Annotated in this window: 24 protein-coding genes and 1 tRNA gene; 10 read left to right on the top strand and 15 right to left on the bottom strand. The window is 72.4% G+C overall.

All coding sequences use genetic code 11. The annotated features are described in order from the left end of the window. On the top strand, window positions 1-242 hold a 242-nt coding region (locus JWQ92_RS05580; protein ID WP_367276710.1), incomplete at its 5' end, for a molybdenum cofactor biosynthesis protein B. After that, window positions 239-658, top strand: a complete 420-nt coding sequence (locus JWQ92_RS05585) for a molybdenum cofactor biosynthesis protein MoaE (protein ID WP_297343479.1) — start codon at window positions 239-241, stop codon at window positions 656-658. The genes JWQ92_RS05580 and JWQ92_RS05585, both read left to right, overlap by 4 nt. Here JWQ92_RS05585 and JWQ92_RS05590 read toward each other — a convergent pair. Genes JWQ92_RS05590 through moaA form a run of 3 tightly spaced genes read right to left on the bottom strand, consistent with a single transcriptional unit; the run spans window position 655 to window position 2,727 of the window. Beyond that, window positions 655-1,404, bottom strand: coding sequence for a methyltransferase domain-containing protein (locus tag JWQ92_RS05590; RefSeq protein ID WP_297343480.1), 750 nt, complete (start codon window positions 1,402-1,404; stop codon window positions 655-657). The genes JWQ92_RS05585 and JWQ92_RS05590 overlap by 4 nt on opposite strands. A gap of 5 nt (window positions 1,405-1,409) precedes the next feature. Beyond that, window positions 1,410-1,661, bottom strand: coding sequence for a MoaD/ThiS family protein (locus JWQ92_RS05595; protein ID WP_297343481.1), 252 nt, complete (start codon window positions 1,659-1,661; stop codon window positions 1,410-1,412). Next, window positions 1,654-2,727, bottom strand: a complete 1,074-nt coding sequence (moaA, locus tag JWQ92_RS05600) for a GTP 3',8-cyclase MoaA (protein ID WP_297343482.1) — start codon at window positions 2,725-2,727, stop codon at window positions 1,654-1,656. Before moaA ends, JWQ92_RS05595 begins: the two co-directional genes overlap by 8 nt. A gap of 134 nt (window positions 2,728-2,861) precedes the next feature. Here moaA and JWQ92_RS05605 point away from each other — a divergent pair, with 134 nt between their 5' ends. The 3 genes from JWQ92_RS05605 to JWQ92_RS05615 all read left to right on the top strand — a co-directional run bounded on the left by JWQ92_RS05605 (window position 2,862) and on the right by JWQ92_RS05615 (window position 6,045). Beyond that, on the top strand, window positions 2,862-3,455 hold the full coding sequence (locus JWQ92_RS05605) for a sulfite oxidase-like oxidoreductase (protein WP_297343483.1): 594 nt from the start codon (window positions 2,862-2,864) through the stop codon (window positions 3,453-3,455). Window positions 3,456-3,480: 25 nt separating this feature from the next. Beyond that, window positions 3,481-4,170 (top strand): ferredoxin reductase, encoded by a 690-nt coding sequence (locus JWQ92_RS05610; RefSeq protein ID WP_297343484.1) that lies wholly within the window; start codon window positions 3,481-3,483, stop codon window positions 4,168-4,170. 117 nt (window positions 4,171-4,287) lie between these two features. Then, complete coding sequence (locus JWQ92_RS05615) at window positions 4,288-6,045, top strand: hypothetical protein (RefSeq protein WP_297343485.1); 1,758 nt, start codon at window positions 4,288-4,290, stop codon at window positions 6,043-6,045. A 67-nt stretch (window positions 6,046-6,112) separates the two neighbouring features. Here the strand turns inward: JWQ92_RS05615 and acs are convergent, their stop codons facing one another. The 3 genes from acs to JWQ92_RS05630 all read right to left on the bottom strand — a co-directional run bounded on the left by acs (window position 6,113) and on the right by JWQ92_RS05630 (window position 9,812). Then, the gene (gene acs / locus JWQ92_RS05620; protein ID WP_297343486.1) at window positions 6,113-8,080 is read right to left on the bottom strand and encodes an acetate--CoA ligase; all 1,968 of its coding nucleotides are present in this window, start codon (window positions 8,078-8,080) and stop codon (window positions 6,113-6,115) included. Between the two features lie 21 nt (window positions 8,081-8,101). After that, window positions 8,102-8,746, bottom strand: coding sequence for an acetate uptake transporter (locus tag JWQ92_RS05625; protein ID WP_297343487.1), 645 nt, complete (start codon window positions 8,744-8,746; stop codon window positions 8,102-8,104). Between the two features lie 124 nt (window positions 8,747-8,870). Continuing rightward, window positions 8,871-9,812, bottom strand: a complete 942-nt coding sequence (locus tag JWQ92_RS05630) for a 5'-3' exonuclease (RefSeq protein WP_297343488.1) — start codon at window positions 9,810-9,812, stop codon at window positions 8,871-8,873. A 97-nt stretch (window positions 9,813-9,909) separates the two neighbouring features. Between JWQ92_RS05630 and JWQ92_RS05635 the strand changes: the two genes are divergently transcribed. Continuing rightward, window positions 9,910-10,260, top strand: a complete 351-nt coding sequence (locus tag JWQ92_RS05635) for an antibiotic biosynthesis monooxygenase (protein WP_297343489.1) — start codon at window positions 9,910-9,912, stop codon at window positions 10,258-10,260. Between the two features lie 32 nt (window positions 10,261-10,292). On the opposite strand, the gene JWQ92_RS05640 is transcribed toward JWQ92_RS05635, so the two are convergent. Continuing rightward, the gene (locus JWQ92_RS05640; RefSeq protein WP_297343490.1) at window positions 10,293-10,973 is read right to left on the bottom strand and encodes a GPP34 family phosphoprotein; all 681 of its coding nucleotides are present in this window, start codon (window positions 10,971-10,973) and stop codon (window positions 10,293-10,295) included. A gap of 75 nt (window positions 10,974-11,048) precedes the next feature. Continuing rightward, a tRNA-Gln gene (locus tag JWQ92_RS05645) sits at window positions 11,049-11,120 on the bottom strand. 164 nt (window positions 11,121-11,284) lie between these two features. Here JWQ92_RS05645 and JWQ92_RS05650 point away from each other — a divergent pair. Together JWQ92_RS05650 and JWQ92_RS05655 are read left to right on the top strand one after the other, a co-directional pair. Continuing rightward, window positions 11,285-11,659 (top strand): YciI family protein, encoded by a 375-nt coding sequence (locus tag JWQ92_RS05650; RefSeq protein ID WP_297343491.1) that lies wholly within the window; start codon window positions 11,285-11,287, stop codon window positions 11,657-11,659. Then, complete coding sequence (locus tag JWQ92_RS05655) at window positions 11,644-12,816, top strand: DUF6596 domain-containing protein (RefSeq protein WP_297343492.1); 1,173 nt, start codon at window positions 11,644-11,646, stop codon at window positions 12,814-12,816. The genes JWQ92_RS05650 and JWQ92_RS05655 overlap by 16 nt, the downstream gene beginning before the upstream one ends. On the opposite strand, the gene JWQ92_RS05660 is transcribed toward JWQ92_RS05655, so the two are convergent. The 4 genes from JWQ92_RS05660 to JWQ92_RS05675 all read right to left on the bottom strand — a co-directional run bounded on the left by JWQ92_RS05660 (window position 12,813) and on the right by JWQ92_RS05675 (window position 17,124). Beyond that, on the bottom strand, window positions 12,813-13,772 hold the full coding sequence (locus JWQ92_RS05660; protein WP_297343493.1) for a cytochrome b/b6 domain-containing protein: 960 nt from the start codon (window positions 13,770-13,772) through the stop codon (window positions 12,813-12,815). The two genes, JWQ92_RS05655 and JWQ92_RS05660, sit on opposite strands and share 4 nt — an antisense overlap. Beyond that, the gene (gltX, locus tag JWQ92_RS05665; protein ID WP_297343494.1) at window positions 13,769-15,274 is read right to left on the bottom strand and encodes a glutamate--tRNA ligase; all 1,506 of its coding nucleotides are present in this window, start codon (window positions 15,272-15,274) and stop codon (window positions 13,769-13,771) included. The genes JWQ92_RS05660 and gltX overlap by 4 nt, the downstream gene beginning before the upstream one ends. Window positions 15,275-15,367: 93 nt before the next feature. Then, the gene (locus JWQ92_RS05670) at window positions 15,368-16,357 is read right to left on the bottom strand and encodes a putative sulfate exporter family transporter (protein ID WP_297343495.1); all 990 of its coding nucleotides are present in this window, start codon (window positions 16,355-16,357) and stop codon (window positions 15,368-15,370) included. After that, window positions 16,354-17,124: a fumarylacetoacetate hydrolase family protein gene (locus tag JWQ92_RS05675; RefSeq protein WP_297343496.1), complete on the bottom strand. Its 771-nt coding sequence runs from the start codon at window positions 17,122-17,124 to the stop codon at window positions 16,354-16,356. Before JWQ92_RS05675 ends, JWQ92_RS05670 begins: the two co-directional genes overlap by 4 nt. A 96-nt stretch (window positions 17,125-17,220) precedes the next feature. On the opposite strand from JWQ92_RS05675, the gene JWQ92_RS05680 reads away from it, so the two are divergent. Both JWQ92_RS05680 and JWQ92_RS05685 read left to right on the top strand, forming a co-directional pair. Continuing rightward, window positions 17,221-18,090: a DNA-formamidopyrimidine glycosylase family protein gene (locus JWQ92_RS05680; protein WP_297343497.1), complete on the top strand. Its 870-nt coding sequence runs from the start codon at window positions 17,221-17,223 to the stop codon at window positions 18,088-18,090. A 180-nt stretch (window positions 18,091-18,270) separates the two neighbouring features. Further along, a complete protein-coding gene (locus tag JWQ92_RS05685) occupies window positions 18,271-19,176 on the top strand; it encodes an endonuclease domain-containing protein (RefSeq protein WP_297343498.1) in 906 nt (301 codons plus the stop codon). Window positions 19,177-19,245: 69 nt separating this feature from the next. On the opposite strand, the gene JWQ92_RS05690 is transcribed toward JWQ92_RS05685, so the two are convergent. From JWQ92_RS05690 to JWQ92_RS05700, 3 genes are all read right to left on the bottom strand, one after another. Continuing rightward, window positions 19,246-20,349: a branched-chain amino acid aminotransferase gene (locus JWQ92_RS05690; protein ID WP_297343499.1), complete on the bottom strand. Its 1,104-nt coding sequence runs from the start codon at window positions 20,347-20,349 to the stop codon at window positions 19,246-19,248. Then, the gene (locus JWQ92_RS05695) at window positions 20,346-21,407 is read right to left on the bottom strand and encodes a 3-isopropylmalate dehydrogenase (protein WP_297343500.1); all 1,062 of its coding nucleotides are present in this window, start codon (window positions 21,405-21,407) and stop codon (window positions 20,346-20,348) included. Before JWQ92_RS05695 ends, JWQ92_RS05690 begins: the two co-directional genes overlap by 4 nt. A 98-nt stretch (window positions 21,408-21,505) precedes the next feature. Beyond that, window positions 21,506-23,113, bottom strand: a complete 1,608-nt coding sequence (locus JWQ92_RS05700) for an APC family permease (protein WP_297343501.1) — start codon at window positions 23,111-23,113, stop codon at window positions 21,506-21,508. Between the last annotated feature and the right edge of the window lie 84 nt (window positions 23,114-23,197).

The following is a 23,197-nucleotide window of genomic DNA, read 5'->3' on the forward strand; positions in this document are numbered from 1 at the left end:
CGGGGGTCGCCGAGGCGATCCGGGCGCGCGCCGGTACGCCGACGGCCGCGCTCGGCCGCGGGCTGGCCGGCATCGCGGACGGCACCGTCGTCGTCAACCTGCCCGGCTCGCCCGGGGGCGTCGACGACGCGCTCGCCGTGCTCGCCGACCTGCTCCCCCACCTGCTGCAGCAGGTGCGCGGCCACGCGGATCACGAGCACGGCGCCCACCAGTCCACGACGCACCGCGAGGAGGACCGGTGAGCGGGCGGGTGGCGGTCGCCGTCGTCACGGATGCGGTGCTCGACGCCGCCGCCGTCGAGGCGGCCGTGCTGAGCGACCGGGACGGCGCGCTCGTGACGTTCCGCGGGATCATCCGCGACCACGACGGCGGACGGGACGTCGCGGGCCTGGACTACTCGGCGCATCCCGACGCCGAGCGGTTCCTCGCTGACGTCTGCATCCGCATCGCGGAGCGCACCGGCCTCGCCGTCGCGGCGGCGCACCGGATCGGCGCGCTCACGATCGGCGACGTCGCGCTCGTCGCCGCCGTCGCAGCCCCGCACCGCGCGGAGGCCTTCCAGGCGTGCGGCGACCTGGTCGACGCGATCAAGGCGGAGGTGCCGATCTGGAAGCGCCAGCACTTCCCCGAGGGCACCTCGGAGTGGGTCGGGCTCTAGCGCCGCGCCTCGATCAGGTGGCGCGACGAATGCGCCACGAACGGCCCGTTCCGGCGCAGCAGCTCGTCGAGCTCGCGGAGCCGGTCGCGGTACCGGTCCACAGTGAAGTCCGGCACCCACCAGACGCATCTGCGGAGGATCCAGACGACGGCGCCGATGTCGAAGAGCTCCATGCGGCAGCGCGCCGTGCGCACCTCGGTGACGGTCAGTCCGGCGCCCTCCGCCTCGGCGACCTCACGCTGCGGATCCCTGCCGTTCCGCTGCTCGGGCAGCGGGCCGAGGAAGAACTCGATGAGCTCGAACGCGGAGGCGGGCCCCACGTGCTGGGCGAAGTAGGTACCGCCGGGCTGCAGCACCCGCGCGATCTCCGGCCAGTCGGGCCGCACCGGATGGCGTGACGTCACGAGCTCGAAGGAACGGTCCGCGAAGGGCAGCGGGGCGCCTTGCGGGGTCTCGACCACCTCGACACCGCGCGGGCCGAGCGTCGCGCGCGCCTGCGCCGCGTTCGGCGGCCACCCCTCGGAGACGACCATCCGCTTCGGCAGCACCGCCGCGGATGCGACGACCTCGCCGCCGCCGGTGTCGAGGTCCAGCGCCGATGCCGCGTGCGCGAGCCGCTCGGCGAGCAGGTGCGCGTAGCCCCACGGCGGTCGCTCCTCCGTCGCCCGGCCCTCGAGCCACCCGAAGTCCCAGCCCGTCATGTCGGCCGTCCCGGCCTCGGCGACGAGATCGTGGAAGGTGCGCACCGCGACTATCCGCCCGCGAACGGCGGCAGCACGTCGACCGATCGCCGGACGGGCCGCTGCGGATCCCGCGTCACGACCCCGTCGACGAGCAGCGATCCGACGTCGAGCACCCGCCGCATCGGGGCGCCGTAGCGCTCGGCGAGCAGCGCCCGCAGCGCGCCCGCGGTCGGCTCGACCTCGAGCACCTCCTCCTGGCGTCCCGCCGCCTCGGCCGCCGCCGCGAAGTACCGCACGGTGACCGCGACCGGCTCAGCCACCGATGGCCCCCATGCTCCGGATCGGACGGAGGAAACCCGCCTCGTCCATGCCGTGCCCGGCCTGCTTGCCCCACATCGCCGTACGCCACGCATCCGCGATGGCCGCGTCGTCGGCACCGCCGCGCAGCAGGGGCGCGAGCGCCGTCTCGTCGTCGCTGAAGAGGCAGGACCGCACGGAACCCTCGGCGGTGAGGCGGGTGCGGTCGCACTCGACGCAGAACGACCGGGTGACGGACGCGATGAGCCCGACGGTCGCCGTCGCCGGTGCCGTCGTGCCGCGCGTCCGCACCCGCCATTCCTCGGCCGGGGCGTGCGGGTCGTCGCGCCCCACCGGCAGAAGCTCGAAGCGGCGGCCGAGCACGGCGAGCAGCTCGGCGGCGTCCACGAGCGTCTCGCGGCTCCAGACGCCGTCCGCGTCGAGCGGCATCTGCTCGATGAACCGCAGCTGCACCCCGGCGTCGAGCGCCCAGGCGAGCAGGTCGGGCGCATCGTCGAGGGTCTCGCGCATCAGCACGGCGTTGACCTTGAGGGGGGTGAGGCCGGCGGCGCGCGCCGCCTCGATGCCCGCGAGGACCGCCGGCAGGCGGTCGCGCCGCGTGAGGCGGGCGAAGTGCTCGCGGTCCACGGTGTCGAGGGAGATGTTCACGCGGCCGAGGCCGGCGGCGAGCAGGGCGGGCAGGCGCTTGTCGAGGCCGACGCCGTTCGTGGTGAGCGCCATCGGCAGCCCTGGGGCGGCGTCCCGCGTCGCGGCGAGGATCTCGGCCAGGTCGGCACGGAGCAGCGGCTCCCCGCCGGTGAACCGCACCTCCCTCACGCCGAGGTCGCGCGCGGCGATGCCGACGAGCCGGCCGATCTCCGCGGGCGTGAGCAGCAGCGTCCGCGGGATCGCGGGGAGGCCCTCCTCCGGCATGCAGTAGGTGCAGCGGAGGGAGCACTTCTCGGTGACGGAGACGCGCAGGTCGGTGGCGACGCGGCCGAAGCGGTCGAGCAGGTGCGGGTCGGTGGGACGGCCGGACGTGTCCGGGCGCGGTGCCCGGCGGGGCACACCGATGTTCACCGCGGTCATCGCCCCAGCCTGACACAGCGGCCGGAAGGCGCGGTGCGAACCCCTCCCCCGTGATCGGGAGACCGAGTCGATCGACGGAGGCCGCCGCGCCGCCGTCCGTGCCACGATGGACGCAACGGATCTAGGAGGCCCGCATGGCCGTCTTCTCACCCGGCTTCCGCGGCAGGCGTCGCAGCACCAACCCGGCGCTCCCGCCCGGTCAGTACGAGGAGCACGGGTTCCCCGTCCTCTCCGCCGGCATCACCCCGCGGATCCGCGAGGACGACTGGCGCTTCAGTCTCACCACGACGAGCGGCGAGTCCCGCGAGTGGTCGTGGGCCGACATGATGGCGCTCGGTCCCGAGACGATCAGCACCGACATCCACTGCGTGACGAGCTGGTCGAAGTTCGGCACCTCGTGGCGCGGCGTCTCCGTCGACAAGTTCCTCGACTCGGTCGGCGCCGACGCGCCGTACGTGATGGCCGGCTGCTACGGCGGCTACTCCACCAACCTGCCGATGGAGGACCTCCGCGGCGGCAAGGCGTGGGTCGCGTTCGAGTTCGACGGCGAGCCGCTCCGGCCGGAGCACGGCGGCCCCGCTCGCCTGCTCGTGCCGCACCTCTACTTCTGGAAGAGCGCGAAGTGGGTGAACTCCCTCACGCTGATGGAGCACGACCGCGCCGGCTTCTGGGAGAGCCTCGGGTACCACATGCACGGGGACCCCTGGCTGGAGGAGCGCTATCGCTGACCCGAACCGCTGGGTCGCGGCGCAGGTGGCCGCGATCCGCCCCGAGACGCCGACCGCACGCACCCTCGTGCTGGACGCCCCGGAGCTCGGATCGACGGTCGCCGGGCAGCACATCGACATCCGGCTGACCGCGGAGGACGGCTACACGGCGCAGCGCTCCTACTCGCTCGCGTCCGCGACCGGAGCACGGCCCGTCGAGGTGACGGTGGAGCGGTTCGAGGACGGCGAGGTGTCCCCGTACCTCGTCGAGGACGTGGGGATCGGTGATCCGCTCGAGATCCGGGGGCCGATCGGCGGCTGGTTCGTCTGGCGGCGCGAGCAGGAGGAGCCCGTGCAGCTGGTCGCCGGCGGCTCGGGCATCGTGCCGCTCATGGGGATGATCCGCACCCACGCGGCAGTAGGAAGCACGGCGCCGTTCCGGCTGCTGTACGGGGTGCAGGACCCGGATCGGCGCTACTACCGGGACGAGCTCGTCCGGCTCGTCGGTCCCGGACTCCGGGTGGACGTCCGCTACTCCCGCCGCGCCCCCGACGGCCTCCCCGTCGGCCGCATCGGGGCCGCCGAGCTCGCGACGCTGGCCCTGTCCCCGGAGCAGCAGCCGACGATCTACGTCTGCGGTCCGACGGGATTCGTCGAGGCGATCGCCGACGGCCTGCTGCGCCTCGGGCACGCGCCCGAGCGGATCCGCACGGAGCGGTTCGGCCCCACGGGCTGACCGCCGACGCGCCGAGCGCACGCGGAAGGCCTGATCTCCCCGCCTTCTGGGGGCGGCCGTCCGACCGCGCCACGCCTAGGGTGGATGTCAGCCGCATCCGCTCTGGGGGGAATCCGCATGCGCTTGACGTCCTTGCTCCGTGCCCGCTCGGCGCGCGCCGCTGTGTTCGGCGCTGCGCTGCTCACCGCCGGCGCGCTCCTCGCCCCCGTGCCCGCGCAGGCGACGACCGCTGGGATGCCGATCCGGGTCATGGGCGGCGACCGCCAGGTCACCGCCGCGTGGGGCACGGTCGCAGGCGCGAGCGGCTACACCGTGCACTGGGGCGCCGGGACGTCGACCGCCAAGGTGCTGCACACGACGGCCACGACGATCCGCATCAGCGGCGTCGCGAACCGGACCTCCTACTCCGTGCGCGTCACGGCGGACGGCGTCGGCGCGGCCTCGAACCGCGTCACCGCGACGCCGTCCGAGTACGCCCCCACCTCGCTCACCTCGGTGAAGGCGGTTCCCGCCGGCCCGAACCAGATCAAGGTCTCCTGGACCGGCGGCGGCCGCGCGCGTTCGATCGCCGTCTACGTCGGCTCCGACAGTCAGACCAAGACCCACCACTACGCCACCGCCTGGCATCCCGCCGCGCTCTCGAGCTGGATCGTCACCCTGCCCGCGAACCTGCGGGGCGTACTCGGCGCGGGTACCGGCAACCCGGTCTTCGTCCGGGTCGTCCAGACGAACTCGACGGCGTCGACGCCTCGGATGGAGTGGAACTTCGACGGCACGACGAAGTTCCGCCTCTCCGACGTCGGTCCCTGGACCTTGGCGGGCGCCGGGAACCCCGGCAGGGACACCTCTCCCGTCACCGTCGCCTCGTGGAACGCCCAGAGCATCTCGGCGAGCGCGGGCTTCTCGAGGGCGAACCAGTGGACGGCGCGGCTGCCCAAAGTCGTTGCGAACGTCGAGAACCTGAAGCCCGACGTGATCGGCTTCCAGGAGCTCGGCACCTCGCGGGTGGACCCGGCGTGCCGCAACAGCCCGAGCCACATGTCGGCCGGCCTCTACGACTGCACCGAGCAGTACCAGACGGTCCAGTCGAAGCTCGCCTCCGCAGCCACGCCCTACACGAACGTGCGCCCCGACGCCAACGCCTACGTGTACCAGCAGGCCGCCGCGGGCAACCCGACCAACTACGTCGACTCCTCGATCTTCTTCCGCCCGGACAAGGTCGACCTGCTCGACTCCGGCTTCATCTCGCCACGAGCGATCGTGGGCTCCCAATGGCCCGCGTCCTACACCGATGAAGCCGGCGTCTGGGCCGAGTTCCAGACCAAGGACGCGAGCGCGCGGCGCTTCCTCGTGTCGTCGATCCACATGCCGGCGGGCGGGACGAAGGAGGACCCGGACGTCTCGACCGTGCGCCGCAACGAGGGCGCGAAGCTCGCCGCCTGGCTCGACACGCTGGCGGCCTCCCTCGGCAGCGACGCCGGTGTGGGTCCGCTGCCGATCATCGCCACCGGCGACTTCAACGGCAACGAGGTCACGGACTCGGACGCGGCGGGGCTGCAGATGCTCGCCGACGGCTACACCGACGCCGCCGCGACCCTCGACCGCGGCGACATCCGCTGGGCGACCGACAACCTCACGAACGGCCCCGACGCGGTCGACGACGGTTACCCGAAGACCGCCGTGCCGCACCTCCACATCGCCAGCCGCATCGACTACGTGATGCTCAAGGGCGGCATCACGACCTCGCGGTACCGCAACGAGGTGCGCTACACGACGCAGTCGAACGGCACCCGCCTCTTCGACTCCCGCTACCAGGGGTCGGATCACGACATGCAGCTCGCCTGGCTCGGGATCCCCGACGCCGCGCAGAGCTGACCCCGGCTCCCGCCGGTCCACTCGGTGCCGGGATCCGAAGCCCCCTCGGGTCCCGGCGCCGACCCGATCAGTCCTCCTGCGGCGCGGTCGCCATCCCCTCCCGGATGGTCTCCATCACCGTCGTGTCCGCGAGCGTCGTCACGTCGCCGACCGGCCGGTTCTCGGCGACGTCCCGCAGCAGGCGGCGCATGATCTTGCCCGACCGCGTCTTCGGCAGCTCGGCGACGACCATGATCTGCCGCGGGCGGGCGATCTTGCCGATCTGATCGGCGACCCACTCGCGCAGCTCCTTGGCGACGCCCGGCCCGCCGTCGCCGGCCTCGCCGCGCAGGATGACGAACGCCACGACCGCCTGGCCGGTCGTCTCATCGGTGGCCCCGACGACGGCCGCCTCGGCGACCTTCGGGTTCGCGACGAGGGCCGACTCGATCTCGGTGGTCGACAGCCGGTGACCCGCGATGTTCATGACGTCGTCCACCCGGCCGAGCAGCCACAGGTCGCCGTCGGAGTCCTTCTTCGCCCCGTCACCGGCGAAGTACTTGCCGGGGAATCGTGACCAGTAGGTGTCCCTGTAGCGCTCGTCGTCGCCCCAGATGGTCCTGAGCATGGACGGCCAGGGCTCGGTGAGCACCAGGTAGCCGCCTGACCCGTTCGGCACCGGGTTCCCTGCGTCGTCGACGACGTCGGCGGAGACGCCCGGCAGGGGCGTCATCGCGGCGCCCGGCTTGCCGGCGGTCACGCCCGGCAGGGGGCTGATCATGACCGACCCCGTCTCGGTCTGCCACCAGGTGTCGACGACCGGGATGCGGTCGCCGCCGATCGTGCGGCGGTACCAGACGTACGCCTCAGGGTTGATCGGCTCCCCGACGCTGCCGATCAGCTTCAGGCTCGACAGGTCGTGCTGCGCCGGGATGTCGGCGCCCCACTTCATGAAGGTGCGGATCGCCGTGGGCGCGCAGTACAGGGTCGTGACCTGGTACTTCTCGATGATCGACCACCACCGGCCCTTGTCGGGGAAGTCGGGGGTGCCCTCGTAGAGCACGCTCGTCGTCGCGTTCGACAGCGGTCCGTAGACGATGTAGGAGTGGCCGGTGACCCAGCCGATGTCGGCCGCCGTCCAGTAGACGTCCGTCTCGGGCTTCAGGTCGAAGACCTCGTACTGGGTCCACGAGCAGCCCGTCAGATAGCCGCCCGAGGTGTGCAGGATGCCCTTCGGCTTGCCCGTCGTGCCCGAGGTGTACATCACGTAGAGCGGATGCTCCGCCTCGAACGCCTGCGCCTGATGGGTGCTCGGAGCCTTCGCCACGGTGTCGTGCCACCAGTGGTCCCGGCCCTCGGTCCAGGCGACCTCGTTGCCGGTGCGCTGCACCACGAGCACCGCGGAGACGTCGGGGCACTGGGCCAGGGCGTCGTCCACCGCCGGCTTCAGGGGCGCGACGGCGCCGCGCCGCCAGCCGCCGTCCGCGGTGATCACGACGTGGGCGTCGCAGTCGAGAATGCGCGTCGCGAGCGCCTCGGCCGAGAACCCGCCGAACACGACCGTGTGGGGGGCGCCGAGCCGCGCGCACGCCAGCATCGCCACGACCGTCTCGGGGATCATCGGCATGTAGATCGCGACCCGATCGCCGGCCTGCACGCCGAGATCGGTGAGCGCGTTGGCGGCGCGGCAGACCTCCTCCGTCAGCTGCCGATACGTGATCGTGCGCGTGTCGCCCGGCTCGCCCTCGAAGAAGAACGCCACCCGGTCACCGAGCCCCGCCTCCACGTGCCGGTCGAGGCAGTTCACCGCCACGTTCAGCTTCCCGTCCGCGAACCACGTCGCGAACGGTGCGTTCGACCAGTCGAGCACCTGCGTGAACGGCTCCGCCCACGTGAGCCGCCGGGCCTTGTCCGCCCAGAACGCGAGCCGGTCCGCGTCGGCCTCCGCGTAGGCCTCCGCCGTGACGTTCGCCGCGGCTGCGAACTCGGACGAGGGCGGGAACCGGCGGTCCTCGTGCGAGAGGTTGTCGAGGGTCGATGAGACGGTGTCGGTCATTCGGCGGTTCCTTCCGGGAGGTCAGGCGCGGGGGAAGACGGGCAGGACGACGCGCTTGTACGTGCTGTTGAGCACGCCCGCGAACGAGGTGTACCAGGCGAGCAGCGCGGTGATGATCCCGAGCCACCCGCCGAGGCGCGTCAGCCCCTCCGCCTCCGCGGCAGCGCCGAAGCCGAGGGCGAGGAACGTGAGGGTCAGGAACGCGAACACCGCGATGAGCGCCCCGTTCGTCCGCAGGGCCGCGACGGTCATGTAGAGCGTGAAGATGCCGAACGCGATGAGGAAGATGCCCACGCCTCCGGGACCGGCGGCCTTGTCGCCGCCGGTCGACGCCAGGTACCAGAACGCGAGCCAGAAGCCGCCGTACGTGCAGAACGCGGTGGCGCCGAACGTGTTCTTGTTCGCGAACTCCCAGATGCCCGCGATGATCTGGCCGAGACCGCCGTAGAACGCGGCGAGGCCGAGCACGGCGATGCCCGCGGTCGGGATGATGCCGGCGTTCGCGAAGCTCAGCACGAAGGTGGTGAGCGCGAACGCGGCGAGCCCGAGCGGACCCGGATCGGCGAACGGCGCGACGGCCGGGACGGCGTTGTCGCCCGGCGCCCCCTGCGGGATCACCGACGCGCTGCCGCTGCGGCTGGTGGGACGGGACGTGGCCTTCGCCATGATGTCTCCTTCGACCCGGGGGGCTCCATCACCCCCTCTGCGAGCCGGAGCATACGCCGGGAGTTCGTGGTGGTCCTCAGCAGATCCTGCGCTGACCTGCGCTTCCCTCCGGTCGCGAGGACCGTCATGCGGCGGCCGCCGAGGCGCTGCCGACGGCCGCGAGGGCGCGGTTCGCCGAGCCCCCGAGACCCCAGGTCGAGGCGAGCCGCAGGAGCTCCTCCGCGCCGCCGTCGGGCAGCGCGATCTCGGCGTCGAAGGGCGGCAGGTCCAGGTCGCGAGCGACGGCGACGACGGGCCGGGCACGCTCGAGGTACTCCGCCCCCTCGCGCAGCTTCGACCGGATGCTCGCGGACAGGGCGACCGACGGATCCGCGGCCGCGGCGAGCAGCGCGTCGAGGTCCCCGAACTCGGCGAGCAGGCGTGCGGCCGTCTTCTCGCCGATGCCGCCGACGCCCGGCAGCCCGTCCGACGCGTCCCCGCGGAGGGCGGCGTAGTCGGCGTACTGCGCTGCCGACACCCCGTACTTCTCCCGGAGCACGGCGTCCGTGAGGATCTCCAGCTTGTTCATCCCGCGCACCGTCGACAGCACGCGGACGTCGCGGGCGTCGTCGATCACCTGGAAGAGGTCGCGGTCCCCGGTGACGACGTCGACGGGGCCTGCGGCGGTCGCGGCGAGGGTGCCGATCACGTCGTCCGCCTCGTAGCCGGCCTTGCCGACGGCCGGGATGCCGAGCGCGGTGAGGGTGTCGACGATGAGCGGGATCTGCGCGGTGAGGGTGGGCGGCACGACCTCGACGACGGAGCCGTCCGGACGCGCGCCCGCGACCCGGTGGGCCTTGTAGCTCGGCACGAGGTCGACCCGCCACTGCGGCCGCCAGTCGTCGTCCCAGCACGCCACGAGGAAGCGGGGCCGGAACTCCGTGACGAGCCGGGCGATCATGTCGAGCAGGCCGCGCACGGCGTTCACGGGCGTGCCGTCCGGCGCCGTGATCGTCTCCGGCAGGCCGTGGAACGCCCGGAAGTAGAGCGCCGCGGTGTCGAGCAGCATCAGTCGGTCGTCGCTCATGGGGTCAGTGTGCCGTGGACGGCGCCCCCATGCATCCCGCGCCCGTGCCCGCGCCTCGAGGCCGAGTACGGTCGCTCCCGAGCGGAGGGACGGATCGATGGGCGGACTGCTCGGCATCGCGCACTTCACCTTCCACGAAGGGCGGGTGGACGAGTTCAAGCGGCTCTCCCGGCAGTGCATGGCGATCGTGCAGGAGCGGGACATCGGCACGCTGCGGTACGAGATCTTCCTGAACTCGAACGAGTCCGCTGCGGTGGTCGTCGAGGAGTACGTGGACCTCGCGGCGCTGGAGGCGCATTCGGCGCACATCGGCGACCAGCTGTCCGCCTCGATCCTCGCCACGGGCACCGTGCACGGCGAGATCCTGGGCGACCTGGACGGCGACGTCCGCGCAAGGTTCGAGGGCGGTCCCGTGGCGCCGTTCGCGCCGTTCCCGGCCCGGCAGTAGCCCCGACGATCCGGGGACGACCACCGGCGCGGTCAGCCGACCACGGACGTCGCCGCTGCGCTCGCGGCGATCGCCGCGGTGGTGGCGGCCGCCGCGCTCCGGACGGCGCTGCGAACCGCCTCCGACGCCCAGTCGCCGTCGGCGATCCGGCTCGCCCGCCGCTTCGCTGCGCGCGCCTCCTCGCCGCGCACCCCGACGACGGCCGGGATCCGGTCGAGTGCACCCAGGATCCCGGCGAGCACGGCGGTCCTCGGGTCCGGGGTGCGATCGCCCAGCAGCGCGCCCCGCAGCGCCTCGCGCACCTCGGACTCGTGCGCCGCGTTCCCCGCCGGCCAGCGCGTGCGCGGGAAGAGCCCGAGCACGACGTCGTCCCTCCGCTCGAGGACGCCCTCGTCGGCGAGACGCTGTGCGAGCCGGTCGCGCAGCCCCTTCCCGATCCGATTCGCGAGGTCGCCCACCGCCCGCGGCTTCTCGGCGGCGAGCGTCAGCGCGTCGGCGAGCACCGGGTCGGACACCGCTCCGCTCGCGACCGCGACCCTCGCCGCATGCCACCGCGACGCAGGTTCGTCGATCCGCACCGCCCCGTCGAGCGCGAGCTGCGCGAGGACGGCCGCCCCGAGGGGCACGCGCAGATCGATCGACACGCCGCGAACGGTTCCGCGCTCGTCATCGAGCAGGAGCAGCAGCAGGTCCTCCGCGAGCAGGAACGCCATGCGTCGATCCTGCGCGATCGACGGCGGACGCGCCAGGTCGGCACCCGCGGAGGCGGGTCAGACGAGGCGATCGAGCTGGGGTACCTGGACTCGAACCAAGAACAACTGAACCAGAATCAGCCGTGTTGCCAATTACACCATACCCCAATGCGCCGGCCGGAGACCTGGCGCTGGCGGCCCGGAGGCCGGTCAGAGACTCTACCAGTCGTCGGCCCCACTTCTCCTCCGGACGACGTGTCGATCCGGGACGCGCTCGATCGTCCTTCCGGTGAGAGGGTCGGATCCACCGGCCCCGGAACGAGGAGGACCCCGTGCGCTACACATTGCTGCTGCACTACCCCGAGGCGAGCGAGGAGGAGATCGGCCGCGAGGCGATCGAGGCCGGGATGGCGGCGTTCCGCGCGTACGCCGACTCGCTCGACGCAGCCGGCGTGCTGCGGAGCGCCGAGGTGCTGCAGCCGTCGTCGGCCTCGACGACCGTGCGGCTGCGTGACGGCGAGCTGGCGATCCAGGACGGGCCGTTCGCGGACACGAAGGAGCAGCTCGGCGGCACCTTCGTCGTCGACGTGCCCGACCTGGACGCGGCGCTCGACTGGGCCGGGCGCGCGCCGAGCGTGTCGTGGGGCGCCGTCGAGGTGCGGCCCTGCGCCGTGCGCTACATCGACGGGGCGTGGCAGCCGGCATGACGCCGGCCGAGGCGGTGGCCGCGGCGGCGCGGCGCTCCTACGGGCGCCTCGTCGCCGCCCTCGCTGCGCCCACCCGCGACCTCGCCCTCGCGGAGGACGCGCTGTCCTTCGCGTTCCAGCGGGCCCTCGAGACCTGGCCGCGGACCGGGGTGCCGGAGCAGCCCGAGGGGTGGCTCCTCACGGTGGGCCGGCGCCGGACGCTCGACGTGCTGCGCTCCGCGGCGACCCGCACGGCGGCGCCGCTCGAGGAGGCGGACCTCGCCCGGACGGAGGACCCGTCGGATCCGTTCCCCGACCGGCTGCTCGCTCTGCTCTTCGTGTGCGCGCATCCGGCGATCGACGCGGGCGTGCGGACGCCGCTGATGCTGCAGACCGTGCTCGGGGTGGAGGCGAAGGCGATCGCGGCGGCCTTCGCCGTCCCGGCGCCGGCGATGGCGCAGCGCCTCGTGCGGGCGAAGCGACGCATCCGGGACGCCGGCATCCGGTTCGAGGTGCCGGACCGGGATCGGTGGGCCGACCGGCTGCCTCCGGTGCTGGAGGCCGTCTACGGCGCCTACGCGATCGGGCGCGCGGCATCCGACCTGCGGGGCGAGGCCGTGCATCTCGCCGCGCTGCTCGCGGATCTCGTGCCCGACGAGCCGGAGGTGCTCGGCCTCGCGGCGCTCGTGCACCTCGCGGCGGCGCGGGAACCCGACAGGGCGCCACTCCCCCTCGACGAGCAGGATCCTGCCACCTGGGATCGTGCACTCCTCGACCGCGGCGAGGTGCTCCTGCAGCGCGCCGCCGCGTTCGGACGGCCGGGCCGCTTCCAGCTCGAGGCGGCGATCCAGTCGGCGCACGACGCGCGGGCCGTCACCGGCATCGTCGACCGCGAGGCGGTGCGCCGGCTCTACGCCGCGCTGGTGCGGACCGCCCCCACGCTGGGCGCGCAGGTCGCGCACGCCGTCGCTGCCGCCCGTGTGGACGGCCCGGACGCCGGGCTCGCCCTGCTCGACGTCGTGGAGGGCGCGGAGCGGTTCCAGCCCTTCTGGGCGGCACGCGCCGCCCTGCTGGTCGACGCGGGCCGGACCGGCGAGGCGAGGGCGGCCGCCGAACGCGCCGCGGCGCTGACCGACGAGCCGGCCGCCCTGGCCAGACTCGCCGCGCTCGTCCGCTAGGGCCGACCCCGTGCGGGCCGCTCGAGGACGGTGCCGGTGGCGGCGGCCGCCCGGCGGACGAGCGGCGGGCGCAGCACGAGGACCGCGATCGCCGTCACCACGAGCGAGGCGGCGAACACGGCCGCGCCCGCCCAGCTCGCGTCGTCGCGCAGGGCGTAGAGGTGGTTCAGGTTGCGGACCGCGCCGGTCGCCAGCACGAGGAACACGTGCACGGCCGTGAAGGCGACGAGGAACAGCATCGTCCACCAGTGGATCCGCTTCGTCGCCCGCAGCGGCAGCACCCTGTCGAGGAAGCGCAGGCGCGCCGCGAACCCGGGCGCGAGGCGGAGACCGGTGAGCACAGCGACCGGGCCGGCGAGGAAGACCACGACGAAGTAGCTGAGCGCCTGTAGCCCGTTGTAGTCGGTCCAGCCGTCGGTCGTCGGCCAGTCGAGGGACGCGTACTGCAGCCCCGCGGAGACGGCCGCGGGCACGACGGCCCAGTCGGTCGGCACGATCCGCACCCACTGGCCGGTGACGAGCAGCAGCACGAGGAAGACGATCCCGTTCAGAGCCCAGAGCGTGTCGCCGACGTAGTGCGACCAGAGGTCGAGGGCGATGCGCACCGGCGGGTGCGCCGTGCGGATGCGCCCGTCCTTCCGGCGTGCCCAGAACATGGTGGGCCGCTCGGCCCGGTGCAGGCGCCAGCCGGAGCGCACCGTGAAGAGCAGGAAGAGAGCGTTCAGCCCGTGCTGCCAGGCGAGCCACGCGGGGAAGCCGACCGGCGCATCGGCGGGCAGGGGTGCCGCGCCCGGAACCCTGTCGACGAAGGCGGTGCCGGCCGGCGTGGCCCGCACGAGGCGGGCGAGGAGCACGACGACCACGGCGGCGATCAGCACGGCGATCAGGGCGATCGCCCACCGGCGGGCGCCGGTGCGGCGGGCGGCGACCGGATCCGCGCCCCCGCTCGCGGTCACGCGAGGGTCGCGGCGAGCCGCTCGATCCGCGCCAGGGTCTCCTCGCGGCCGAGCAGGGCGAGGGACTCGAACAGCGGTGGGGAGACGCGGCGGCCCGAGGTCGCGACGCGGACCGGTCCGAATGCGACGCGGGGCTTCAGCCCCATCCGCTCGATGAGGGCGCCTTGGAGCGCCCGCTGCACGGTCTCGACCGTCCACTCGCCGACGCCGTCGAGGGCGTCCGCCGCTGCGTCGAGCACCCCTGCGGCGTCGCCCTTCAGCGACGCGAGCGCCTCCTCCTCGACCACGAGCGCGCCCGCGGTCGTGAAGAACGAGCCGAGCAGGCCGGGCGCCTGCCCGAGCAGCTGCATCCGCTCCTGAACGAGCGGGGTGAGCTGCGCGAGCAGCTCCAGCTGGGCGGGCGTCGGGTGCTCGGGCAGCACGTCGGCGAGCTGCAGGTACGGCACCATTCGGGCAGCGAGGTCGGCGGGGTCGAGCAGGCGGATGTGGTCGCCGTTGATCGACTCGGCCTTCCTCAGGTCGAAGTGCGCGGGGTTGGGATTGACCTGCGCCGGCTCGAACGCGGCGGCCATCTGTTCGCGGCTGAAGACGTCCTGGTCGGGCGCGAGCGACCAGCCGAGCAGCGCCAGGTAGTTGAGGAGGCCCTCGGGGATGAAGCCGCGCTCGCGGTGGAGGAAGAGGTTCGACTCCGGGTCGCGCTTCGACAGCTTCTTCGTGCCGTCGCCGAGCACGAGCGGCAGGTGGCCGAAGCGCGGGATCCACTCGGCCGCACCGATGTCGATCAGCGCGTGGTACAGCGCGATCTGCCGGGGCGTCGAGGGCAGCAGGTCCTCGCCGCGGAGCACATGGGTGATCCGCATGAGGGCGTCGTCGACAGGGTTGACGAGCGTGTAGAGGGGCTGGCCGCCGGGGCGCACGAGCACGAAGTCGGGGAACGAGCCGGCCGGGAACGTGATGGGGCCGCGCACGAGGTCGTCGAAGGAGAGGTCCGTGTCGGGCACCCGGAGACGGAGTGCGGGCTGCCGGCCCTCCGCGCGGTAGCGCTCCCGGTCGGCGTCGGCGAGGTCGCGCTCCCAGTTGCCGTAGCCCTGCTGCACGGCCCGCCCCTCGGCGCGGTTGCGCGCCTCGATCTCGTCGGCGGTGAGGTAGCTCTCGTACAGGTGCCCGGCGGCGGTGAGCCGCTCGATGACGTCGCGGTAGATGTCGCCGCGCTGCGACTGCCGGTAGGGGCCGTCGGGGCCGCCGACGTCGATCCCCTCGTCCCAGTCGAGGCCGAGCCAGGTGAGCGCCTCGACGATTTGCCCGTACGACTGCTCGCTGTCGCGGGCGGCGTCGGTGTCCTCGATGCGGAACACGAACGTGCCCCCGGTGTGGCGGGCCGTCGCCCAGTTGAACAGGGCGGTGCGCACGAGGCCGACGTGCGGCAGTCCGGTCGGCGAGGGGCAGAAGCGCACCCGGACGTCGGAGCCGGTCGCGGACGTGACGGGGTGGCGCTCGCTCATGGCGGAGTCAAGTCTACCGAAGCGCAGACTTGCCACTTTCTGACCTCATCCGGCCGGTTCGAGGGCAGAAACCGGCAAGTGCGCGCTGTCGGATCAGGCGTAGACGACAGCCAGGGCGGCCACTGCGATCAGCGCCCACGCGGAGAGGCCGGCCAGGGCCGTGCGGAGGCCGGTGCCGGCGAGGGCACGGAAGCGGATGCCCGACCCGAGCCCGAACAGGGCCATCCCGAGCAGCACCGTCTGCAGCACCTGGGCCGCGCCGAGCACGGGCGCCGGGATCGGCAGCAGGCTGCCGAGTGCGACCGCGACGATGAAGCCGACCACGAACAGGGGCACGATCGGGGCGGTCACACCGCCCTGGGCGCCCCCGCGCATCCGCAGCACGAGCCCGGTGCCGGCGACGAGCGGCGCGAGCAGCAGCACCCGCAGCAGCTTCACGACGATCGCGACGGCGAGCGCTGCGGAGCCCCACTCCTGCGCGGTCGCGACGACCTGGCCGACGTCGTGCACGCCTGCGCCGGTCCAGCGCCCGTAGGCGGGGACGGTCATGCCGGCCGCGGTCGCGACGAGGGGCAGAACGACGATCGCGAGGGTGCCGCAGAGGGTCACGAGCGCCACGGGACGCGACTGCTCGCGCGCGTCGCTGCGGGTCACCGCGGCCATCGCCCCGATCGCGGACGCCCCGCAGATCGCGAAGCCGGCCGCGAAGAGGAGCGGCTCGTGGCCGGGCAGGCGCGCGATCCGCCCGATGACGTAGGTGCCGGCGAAGGCGAACGCGGTGACCCCGATCACGGCGAGGATCGTGAGCCAGCCGAGCCGCAGCAGGTCGCCGACGACGAGCTGGAGGCCGAGCAGCACCACACCGATCCGCATGCAGCGCTTCGCGGCCGTCGCGAGACCGGACCGCAACGGTCCGTCGAGCACGGCGACGGCGGGGGGCACCTGCGCCGCGACGACGCCGAGCAGCACGCAGACCGTGAGCAGCGGCACGGCGGGCAGCAGCAGGTGCACGAGTGCGCCCACGCCGACCGCGGCGAGCGCGAGGGCGAGGCCCGGGGCCTGCACGAGCGCGCGGCTCGTCACACCCGGTTGCGAGCGGGGTTCACGAGGCGGCCGATGCCCTGGATCTGGATCTCGACCGTCTGTCCGTCGACGAAGCCGCCGAGGCCTGCCGGCGTGCCGGTGAGGATGAGGTCGCCGGGCAGGAGCGTCCAGATGTCGGACACGAACTCCACGATCTCGGGGATGCCGTGGATCATGTCGCGCGTGTTGCCGTGGCGGCGCGGCTCCCCGTCGACGAAGGTCTGGATCTCGAGGCCGCGCCGGTCGATCTCCGTCTCGATGACCGGCCCGATCGGGCAGAACGTGTCGTAGCCCTTCGCGCGGGCCCACTGGCCGTCCGCGAACATCTGGTCGCGAGCGGAGACGTCGTTCGCGATCGTGTAGCCGAAGATCACGTCGTCGGCGTCCTCGGCACGGACCCGCTTCGCCACGGCGCCGATCACGATGGCGAGCTCGCCCTCGTGCACGATCCGCCCCTCGACCGGTGGGATCTGGATCGCGTCGCCCGGGCCGACGATCGCGGTGTTCGGCTTCAGGAAGATGACGGGCCGATCGCTCGAGCCGGGCGCGAGCTCCTCCTTGTGCTCCGCGTAGTTCATCCCGATGCAGACGATCTTCGATCGAGGGATGACCGGGGCGAGCAGCTTGGCCTCGGCGAGCGGGACCCGCTCCCCCGTCGTCTCGAAGCCCTGGTACATCGGGTCGCCGGCGAGGACGACGAGATCCTCGTCGTCCACGATGCCGAACTGCGGGTCGGCGCCGCCGGAGGTGAACCGCGCGATCTTCACGGCAACGAGCCTAGAGCGCCGCGGATGGGCGTCCGATCGAGACCTGCGACCTGCCGAACGCGTGCACGGATCCGCTGATGAGGGCAGAATCGGCGCATGCCCGAGCTGCCCGAGGTGCACGCCCTCGCCGCCGACCTGCGGCAGCGGATGACCGGCCGCACGGTCGGGTCGCTGCTCGTCACCTCCATCGCGGCGCTGAAGACGTACGACCCGTCCCCGTCCGACCTCGCGGGCGCGCCGGTGGGCGACGTGGAGCGGCACGGGAAGTTCCTCGATCTCACGATCGGCGACCTGCACCTCGTCGTGCATCTCGCCAAGCTCGGGTGGATCCGCTGGAGCGACACCCTGCCGCCGCTGACGCGAGGCGCCCGCAAGACGACGGCCGCGGCCCGGCTCGCGCTCGAGGACGGCTCCGGCGTCACCATCACCGAGTGGGGCCCGAAGAAGCGGCTCGCGATCTGGATCGTGCACGACCCGGCGCAGGTGCCCGGGATCGCGACGCTGGGACCGGATCCGCTGGATCCGTCGTTCACGGAGGAGCGGTTCGCGGCGATCCTCGCGGCATCGGGGCGGGCGCAGATCAAGGGCGTGCTGCGGAACCAGGGCGTGATCGCGGGAATCGGGAACGCGTACTCGGACGAGATCCTGCACGTAGCGAGGATGTCGCCCTTCAAGCCGGCCGCGATGCCGGCCGACGACGTCGCCCGGCTCTACGTGGCGCTGCGGGAGACCCTTGCCGACGCCGTCGCGCGCTCGGAGGGCCTCGCCGCGGCGGAGCTGAAGGGCGAGAAGAAGTCGGGGATGCGGGTGCACGGCCGCACCGGTGAGGCGTGCCCCGTGTGCGGCGACGTCGTGCGGCAGGTGCGGTTCGCGGACTCGAGCCTGCAGTACTGCGCGACGTGCCAGACCGGCGGCAAGCCGCTGGCCGATCGCGCGCTGAGCCGCCTGGGCATCCCCCTCACCTGACCTTCCTCACCCCTTAGCTAGACGCACACTTGCCACTTTCTGCCCTCATCCGAGCCATTTGAGGTCGGAAAGCGGCAAGTGCGCGCTGTCCGCTCCTCCCCAGGAGCGCATCACGGGGATCGGTCACCGCTGAGCGCCCAGGACGGGCCACGGGAGCACGGGACTCGCCATCGTTCCCGCATGCCCCACCCCTTCACTCCCCTGCCCGAAGATCTCGGCGACCACGCCTTCCGTCTCACCGACGGTCTCGCCGCAGGTCTCACCCCCAAGCAGTTGCTCTCCACCCGGTTCGAGCGTCCCTTCGCCGGCGTGCGATCGACGGGACGGCCGATGAACGTGGCCGAGCTGGCCTCGGCGTACGCGGCCAAGATGCATCCCAGCGCCTTCTTCAGCCACACGACGGCGGCGATCCTTCATGGCATGTGGTTGCCGCTCGCACAGCAGGACGAGCAGGTGCTCCACGTCTCGGTGACGCCGCCTTCGCGAGCACCGCGTGACCGTCGCGTGCGCGGCCACCATCTGGTGGACCGTCCCGGCCTCGTTCAGGTCCGCGGTGGGATGCGTGTGGCCAGTCCCGTCGAGACCTGGTGCCAGCTGGCCACCCAACTGGGGTTGCTGGACCTCGTGGTCTCCGGCGAGAGCCTGCTCGCCAAGGGACGGCCGTTCCACTTCCCCCTCCACCGCCTCGTCACGGCGGTCGAAGCCGGCGATCGGCCGCGCCAGCAGATGCTCGAGCGTGCCGTGCCGGCGCTGCGGGAAGGTGTCCGCTCCCCCTGGGAGACGGTGCTCCGTCTGCTGCTCGTCGGAGCCGGCCTTCCGGAACCGGAGATCAACGGGACCATCCGGAACCCGGACGGCGGATTCGTGGCCGAGTGCGATCTCGTCTACCGGTCGGCGCGGATCGTCATCGAATACGAAGGCGCGCACCACTTCGCCGATGCGAAGGTCGCTCGGAAGGACATCACGCGATACGAGCGGCTGCAGGACCTGGGCTGGCGCGTCATCCGGGTGACCATCGACGACCTGCGCCTGCATCCGGAGGAAGTCATCGCGCGTGTGCGCAAGGCGCTGGAAACGCGCGCCTGAGCGCAGACTTGCCACTTTCTCCGCTCGAACGGGCTGGATGAGGGAAGAAAGTGGCAAGTGTGCGTGGGGTCAGGCGAGGCGGAGCATCCAGTCGTGGTGGTCCTCGCGGCGGCCGTACTGGATGCCGGTGAGCTCCTCCCGGAGGCTCATCGTGAGGGCGCCTGCGGGTGCGTCGAGCGAGCCGGCCTGGAAGTCGCGCGCCTTCAGCAGGCCGATCGGTGTGATGACGGCCGCGGTGCCGCACGCGAACACCTCGGTGATGTCGCCGGACGAGACGCCCTCGCGCCACTCGTCGATCGAGACCCGCCGCTCCTCGATCGCGTGGCCGCGCTCCTTGGCCAGCTGGATCACGCTCTCCCGGGTGATGCCCTCGAGGATCGTGCCCGACAGCGCGGGGGTGACCACCCGTCCGTCCGCGTAGACGAAGAAGACGTTCATGCCGCCGAGCTCCTCGACGTACCGCCGTTCCTCGGCATCCAGGAACACCACCTGCTGGCAGCCCTGCTCGTACGCCTCCGCCTGCGGCAGCAGGCTGGCGGCGTAGTTGCCACCCGTCTTCGCGGCGCCCATGCCGCCGCGGCCGGCGCGGGTGTAGTCCTGCGACAGCCAGATCGACACCGGACGCACGCCCCCCGGGAAGTAGGCGCCGGCGGGCGACGCGATCACGTGGAAGTCGACCCCGTGCGCCGACCGCACCCCGAGGAAGGCCTCGCTGGCGATCATGAACGGCCGCACGTAGAGACTCGTCTCCGGCGCGCTCGGCACCCATTCGGAGTCCGCCTCGACGAGCCGCTTGACCGCCTCCACGAACGCCGACTCCGGCAGCTGCGGCAGCGCCAGCCGCTCCGCGGAACGCTGCATCCGCCGCGCGTTCGCCTCCGGCCGGAACGCCCAGATGGAGCCGTCCGCGTGCCGGTAGACCTTCAGCCCCTCGAAGATCTCCTGCGCGTAGTGCAGCACCGCGGCGGCCGGATCGAGCCGCAGCGGTCCGTACGGCACGACGCGGGCGTCGTGCCAGCCCTCCTCGATCGACCACGAGATCGTCGCCATGTGGTCGGTGAAGTACTTGCCGAAGCCGGGGTCGGCCAGGATCTCCTCCCGCTCCGCGGCGGCCCTCGCCGTGGCGGACGGCGTGGTCGTGAACGTGAGCGGGAAGGTCGCGGTGTCGGTCATGAGGCTCCTTCTCGGGGCACCGCGGCGAGCACCGCGTCCCCGATCTCGCTGGTCGTGCGGGTGCGCCCGTCCCGCACGCCGAGGTCGGTGAGCACGGCTGCAGCGACGCGGCCGGCCGCGGCGGTGAGGCCCAGGTGGTCGAGCAGCAGCGACGCGGACAGGATGGCCGCCGTCGGATCCGCCTGCCCGGTCCCCGCGATGTCGGGCGCGGATCCGTGCACGGGCTCGAACATCGACGGGTAGGCCCCCGACGGGTTGAGGTTCGCGGACGCCGCGAGCCCGATGCCGCCGCCGATCGCGGCGGCGAGGTCGGTGAGGATGTCACCGAAGAGGTTGTCGGTCACGATGACGTCGAAGCGCGCCGGATCGGTGACCAGGAAGATGGTGGCCGCGTCGACGTGGAGGTAGTCGACGACGACGTCGGGGTACTCCTCCCCCACGGCGTCGACGATCCGCCGCCAGAGCGCGCCGGAGAACGTGAGCACGTTGGTCTTGTGCACGAGCGTGAGGCGGTTGCGCCGCTCCGCCGCCTTCGCGAACGCATATCGCACGACCCGTTCGACGCCGTAGGCCGTGTTCACGCTGACCTCGGTCGCCACCTCGGCCGGCGTCCCCTCGCGCAGTCGGCCGCCGTTGCCGACGTACGGCCCCTCGGTCCCCTCCCGCACCACGACGAAGTCGACGGCGCCCGGATCCTTCAGCGGGCTCGCGAACCCCGGGTACAGCACGGTGGGGCGGAGGTTCACGTAGTGGTCCAGCGCGAACCGCAGCTTCAGCAGCAGCCCGCGCTCGATGTTCGCGGCGGCGAGACGCGGATCGCCCGGCCTGCCGCCGACGGCCCCGAGCAGGATCGCGTCGTGCAGGGCGATCTCGGCGAGCTCGGCGTCGGGCAGCACGTCGCCGGTCTCGAGGTAGCGGGCCGCCCCGAGGTGGAAGTCGGTGGTCTCGACGGTCACGGCCGGCCCGACCGCGGCACGCAGCACCTTGAGGGCCTCGGCGACGACCTCGGGGCCGATCCCGTCGCCCCCGATCACGGCCAGGCGGATGGTGCGGGTCATGGCCGTGCCTCCCTCAGCTCAACGGTCCCCTCAGGCTAGCGAGCCGGAAGGGAACGCGCCGGGCCGGGCGGCGGCCCGCGTGGGCCGCCGCGCCGGCGTCAGACGATGGCCTCGCCCTCGAGCTCCTCGCCCTCGACGTAGGCGCCGCGCGGGATGATGCGCCCGCGGAAGAAGGACGGGTTCTTCGCCCACCAGATGCCCATGAAGACGAACCCGAGCAGCAGGCCGAGCACGCCGACCACCGCCTCCGCCCCGATCCCGAAGATGGTGACGTTCTTGCCCGCGTCGTCGGTCAGCCAATCCGGGGCCGCGAACGACTGCAGGCCGTAGATGAAGATCGCGAGCAGCGCGAGGAAGCCGAGCGCGGGGAACAGGCCGCGGAACACGAAGTTCCGCAGGCTCGAGAACAGCGTCCTCCGGAAGAACCAGACGCAGGCGAGCCCGGTCAGCCCGTAGTAGAAGGCGATCATGAGCCCGAGCGAGCCGATCAGCGCGTTCAGCAGGTTGAGGCTCACCGCCGTGAAGATCAGGAACAGGGCGGCCGAGACCACCCCCATCCCGATGGTCGACCAGGTCGGCGTGAGGTACTTCGCGTGCATCCGTGCGAAGTGACTCGGCAAGGCCTTGTGCACCGCCATGGAGAGGCTCGTCCGCGCCGTCGGAAGGATGGTGGTCTGGGTGGATGCGGCCGCGCTGGTGAGGATCGTCGCCGCGAACAGCACCTGCAGGATGTGGCCGACGACCCCGTTGCCGAACACGGCGGGAGCCATCGCGGAGAACACGTCGCCGGACGTGGCCGGGTTGCCGAGGCCGATGCCCTTCGCGCCGGTGCCGGCGAACGACACGGTGGCGACGGTCACGAGGGCGTAGGTGGCGAGGAGGAGCAGGGTCGAGAGCACCGCCGCCCGACCCGGCGTGCTCTTCGGGTTCGAGGTCTCCTCGTTCACGGAGACGGCGCTGTCCCAACCCCAGTAGATGAAGATCGCGGTCAGCCCCGCGGGGGCGATCACGCTGCCGAAGTCGAGCCCGACCGGGCTGAACCAGTCCCAGGAGAACGGGATGGAGTGCCCGGCCACCCCGTGGCCGGTGCCGACGCGGATGAGGGCGATCAGCGTGAAGGCCAGCAGCATGACCAGCTCGAATCCCAGGAGCACGTACTGGATGCGGGCGGAGATCTCGATCCCGCGGTAGCAGATGTACGTCATGACCGCGATCCAGAGCAGACCGAGGATCGTGGAGTACCAGTAGTTGTTCCCGAGCTCGGCGACGCCGGGCAATCCGAATCCGCCGATGAACGTGAACGTGTACTGACCGGCGATGTACGCCAGGTTCGACATCACGATCACGTCGGCGATGATGATGCCCCAGCCGCCCATCCACCCCGTAATCGAGCCGAACGCGCGGGTCGCCCACGAGAAGGTGGTGCCGCAGTCCGGGTCGACGCTGTTCAGCTCCTTGTAGGCCTGCGCGATGAAGTACATCGGGATGAACGCGAGCAGCACGATGGCCGGCGACTGCTTGCCCGCGAGGAGACCGCCGGCACCGTCGGCGACGATGAAGCCGAGGCTCGCGGCCAGGCTGTAGGCCGGAGCGGTGGAGGCGACGCCGACGACGACGCTCCCGAGCAGGCCGATCGCGCCGGACTTGAGTCCCTTGCCCTCGAAGTTGGCCCGGTCTGCGGTGTTGCTGATCAAGGTCTCGGCCACGCTGCGCCTTCCACTCGAGGAGCGGCGGACGGCGATGTCCACCACTTGATCGCGTCACCGTACCGAACACGTGTTGCGTACGGA

Source organism: Amnibacterium sp., assembly GCF_025463795.1.
Taxonomy (GTDB): Bacteria; Actinomycetota; Actinomycetes; order Actinomycetales; family Microbacteriaceae; genus Amnibacterium.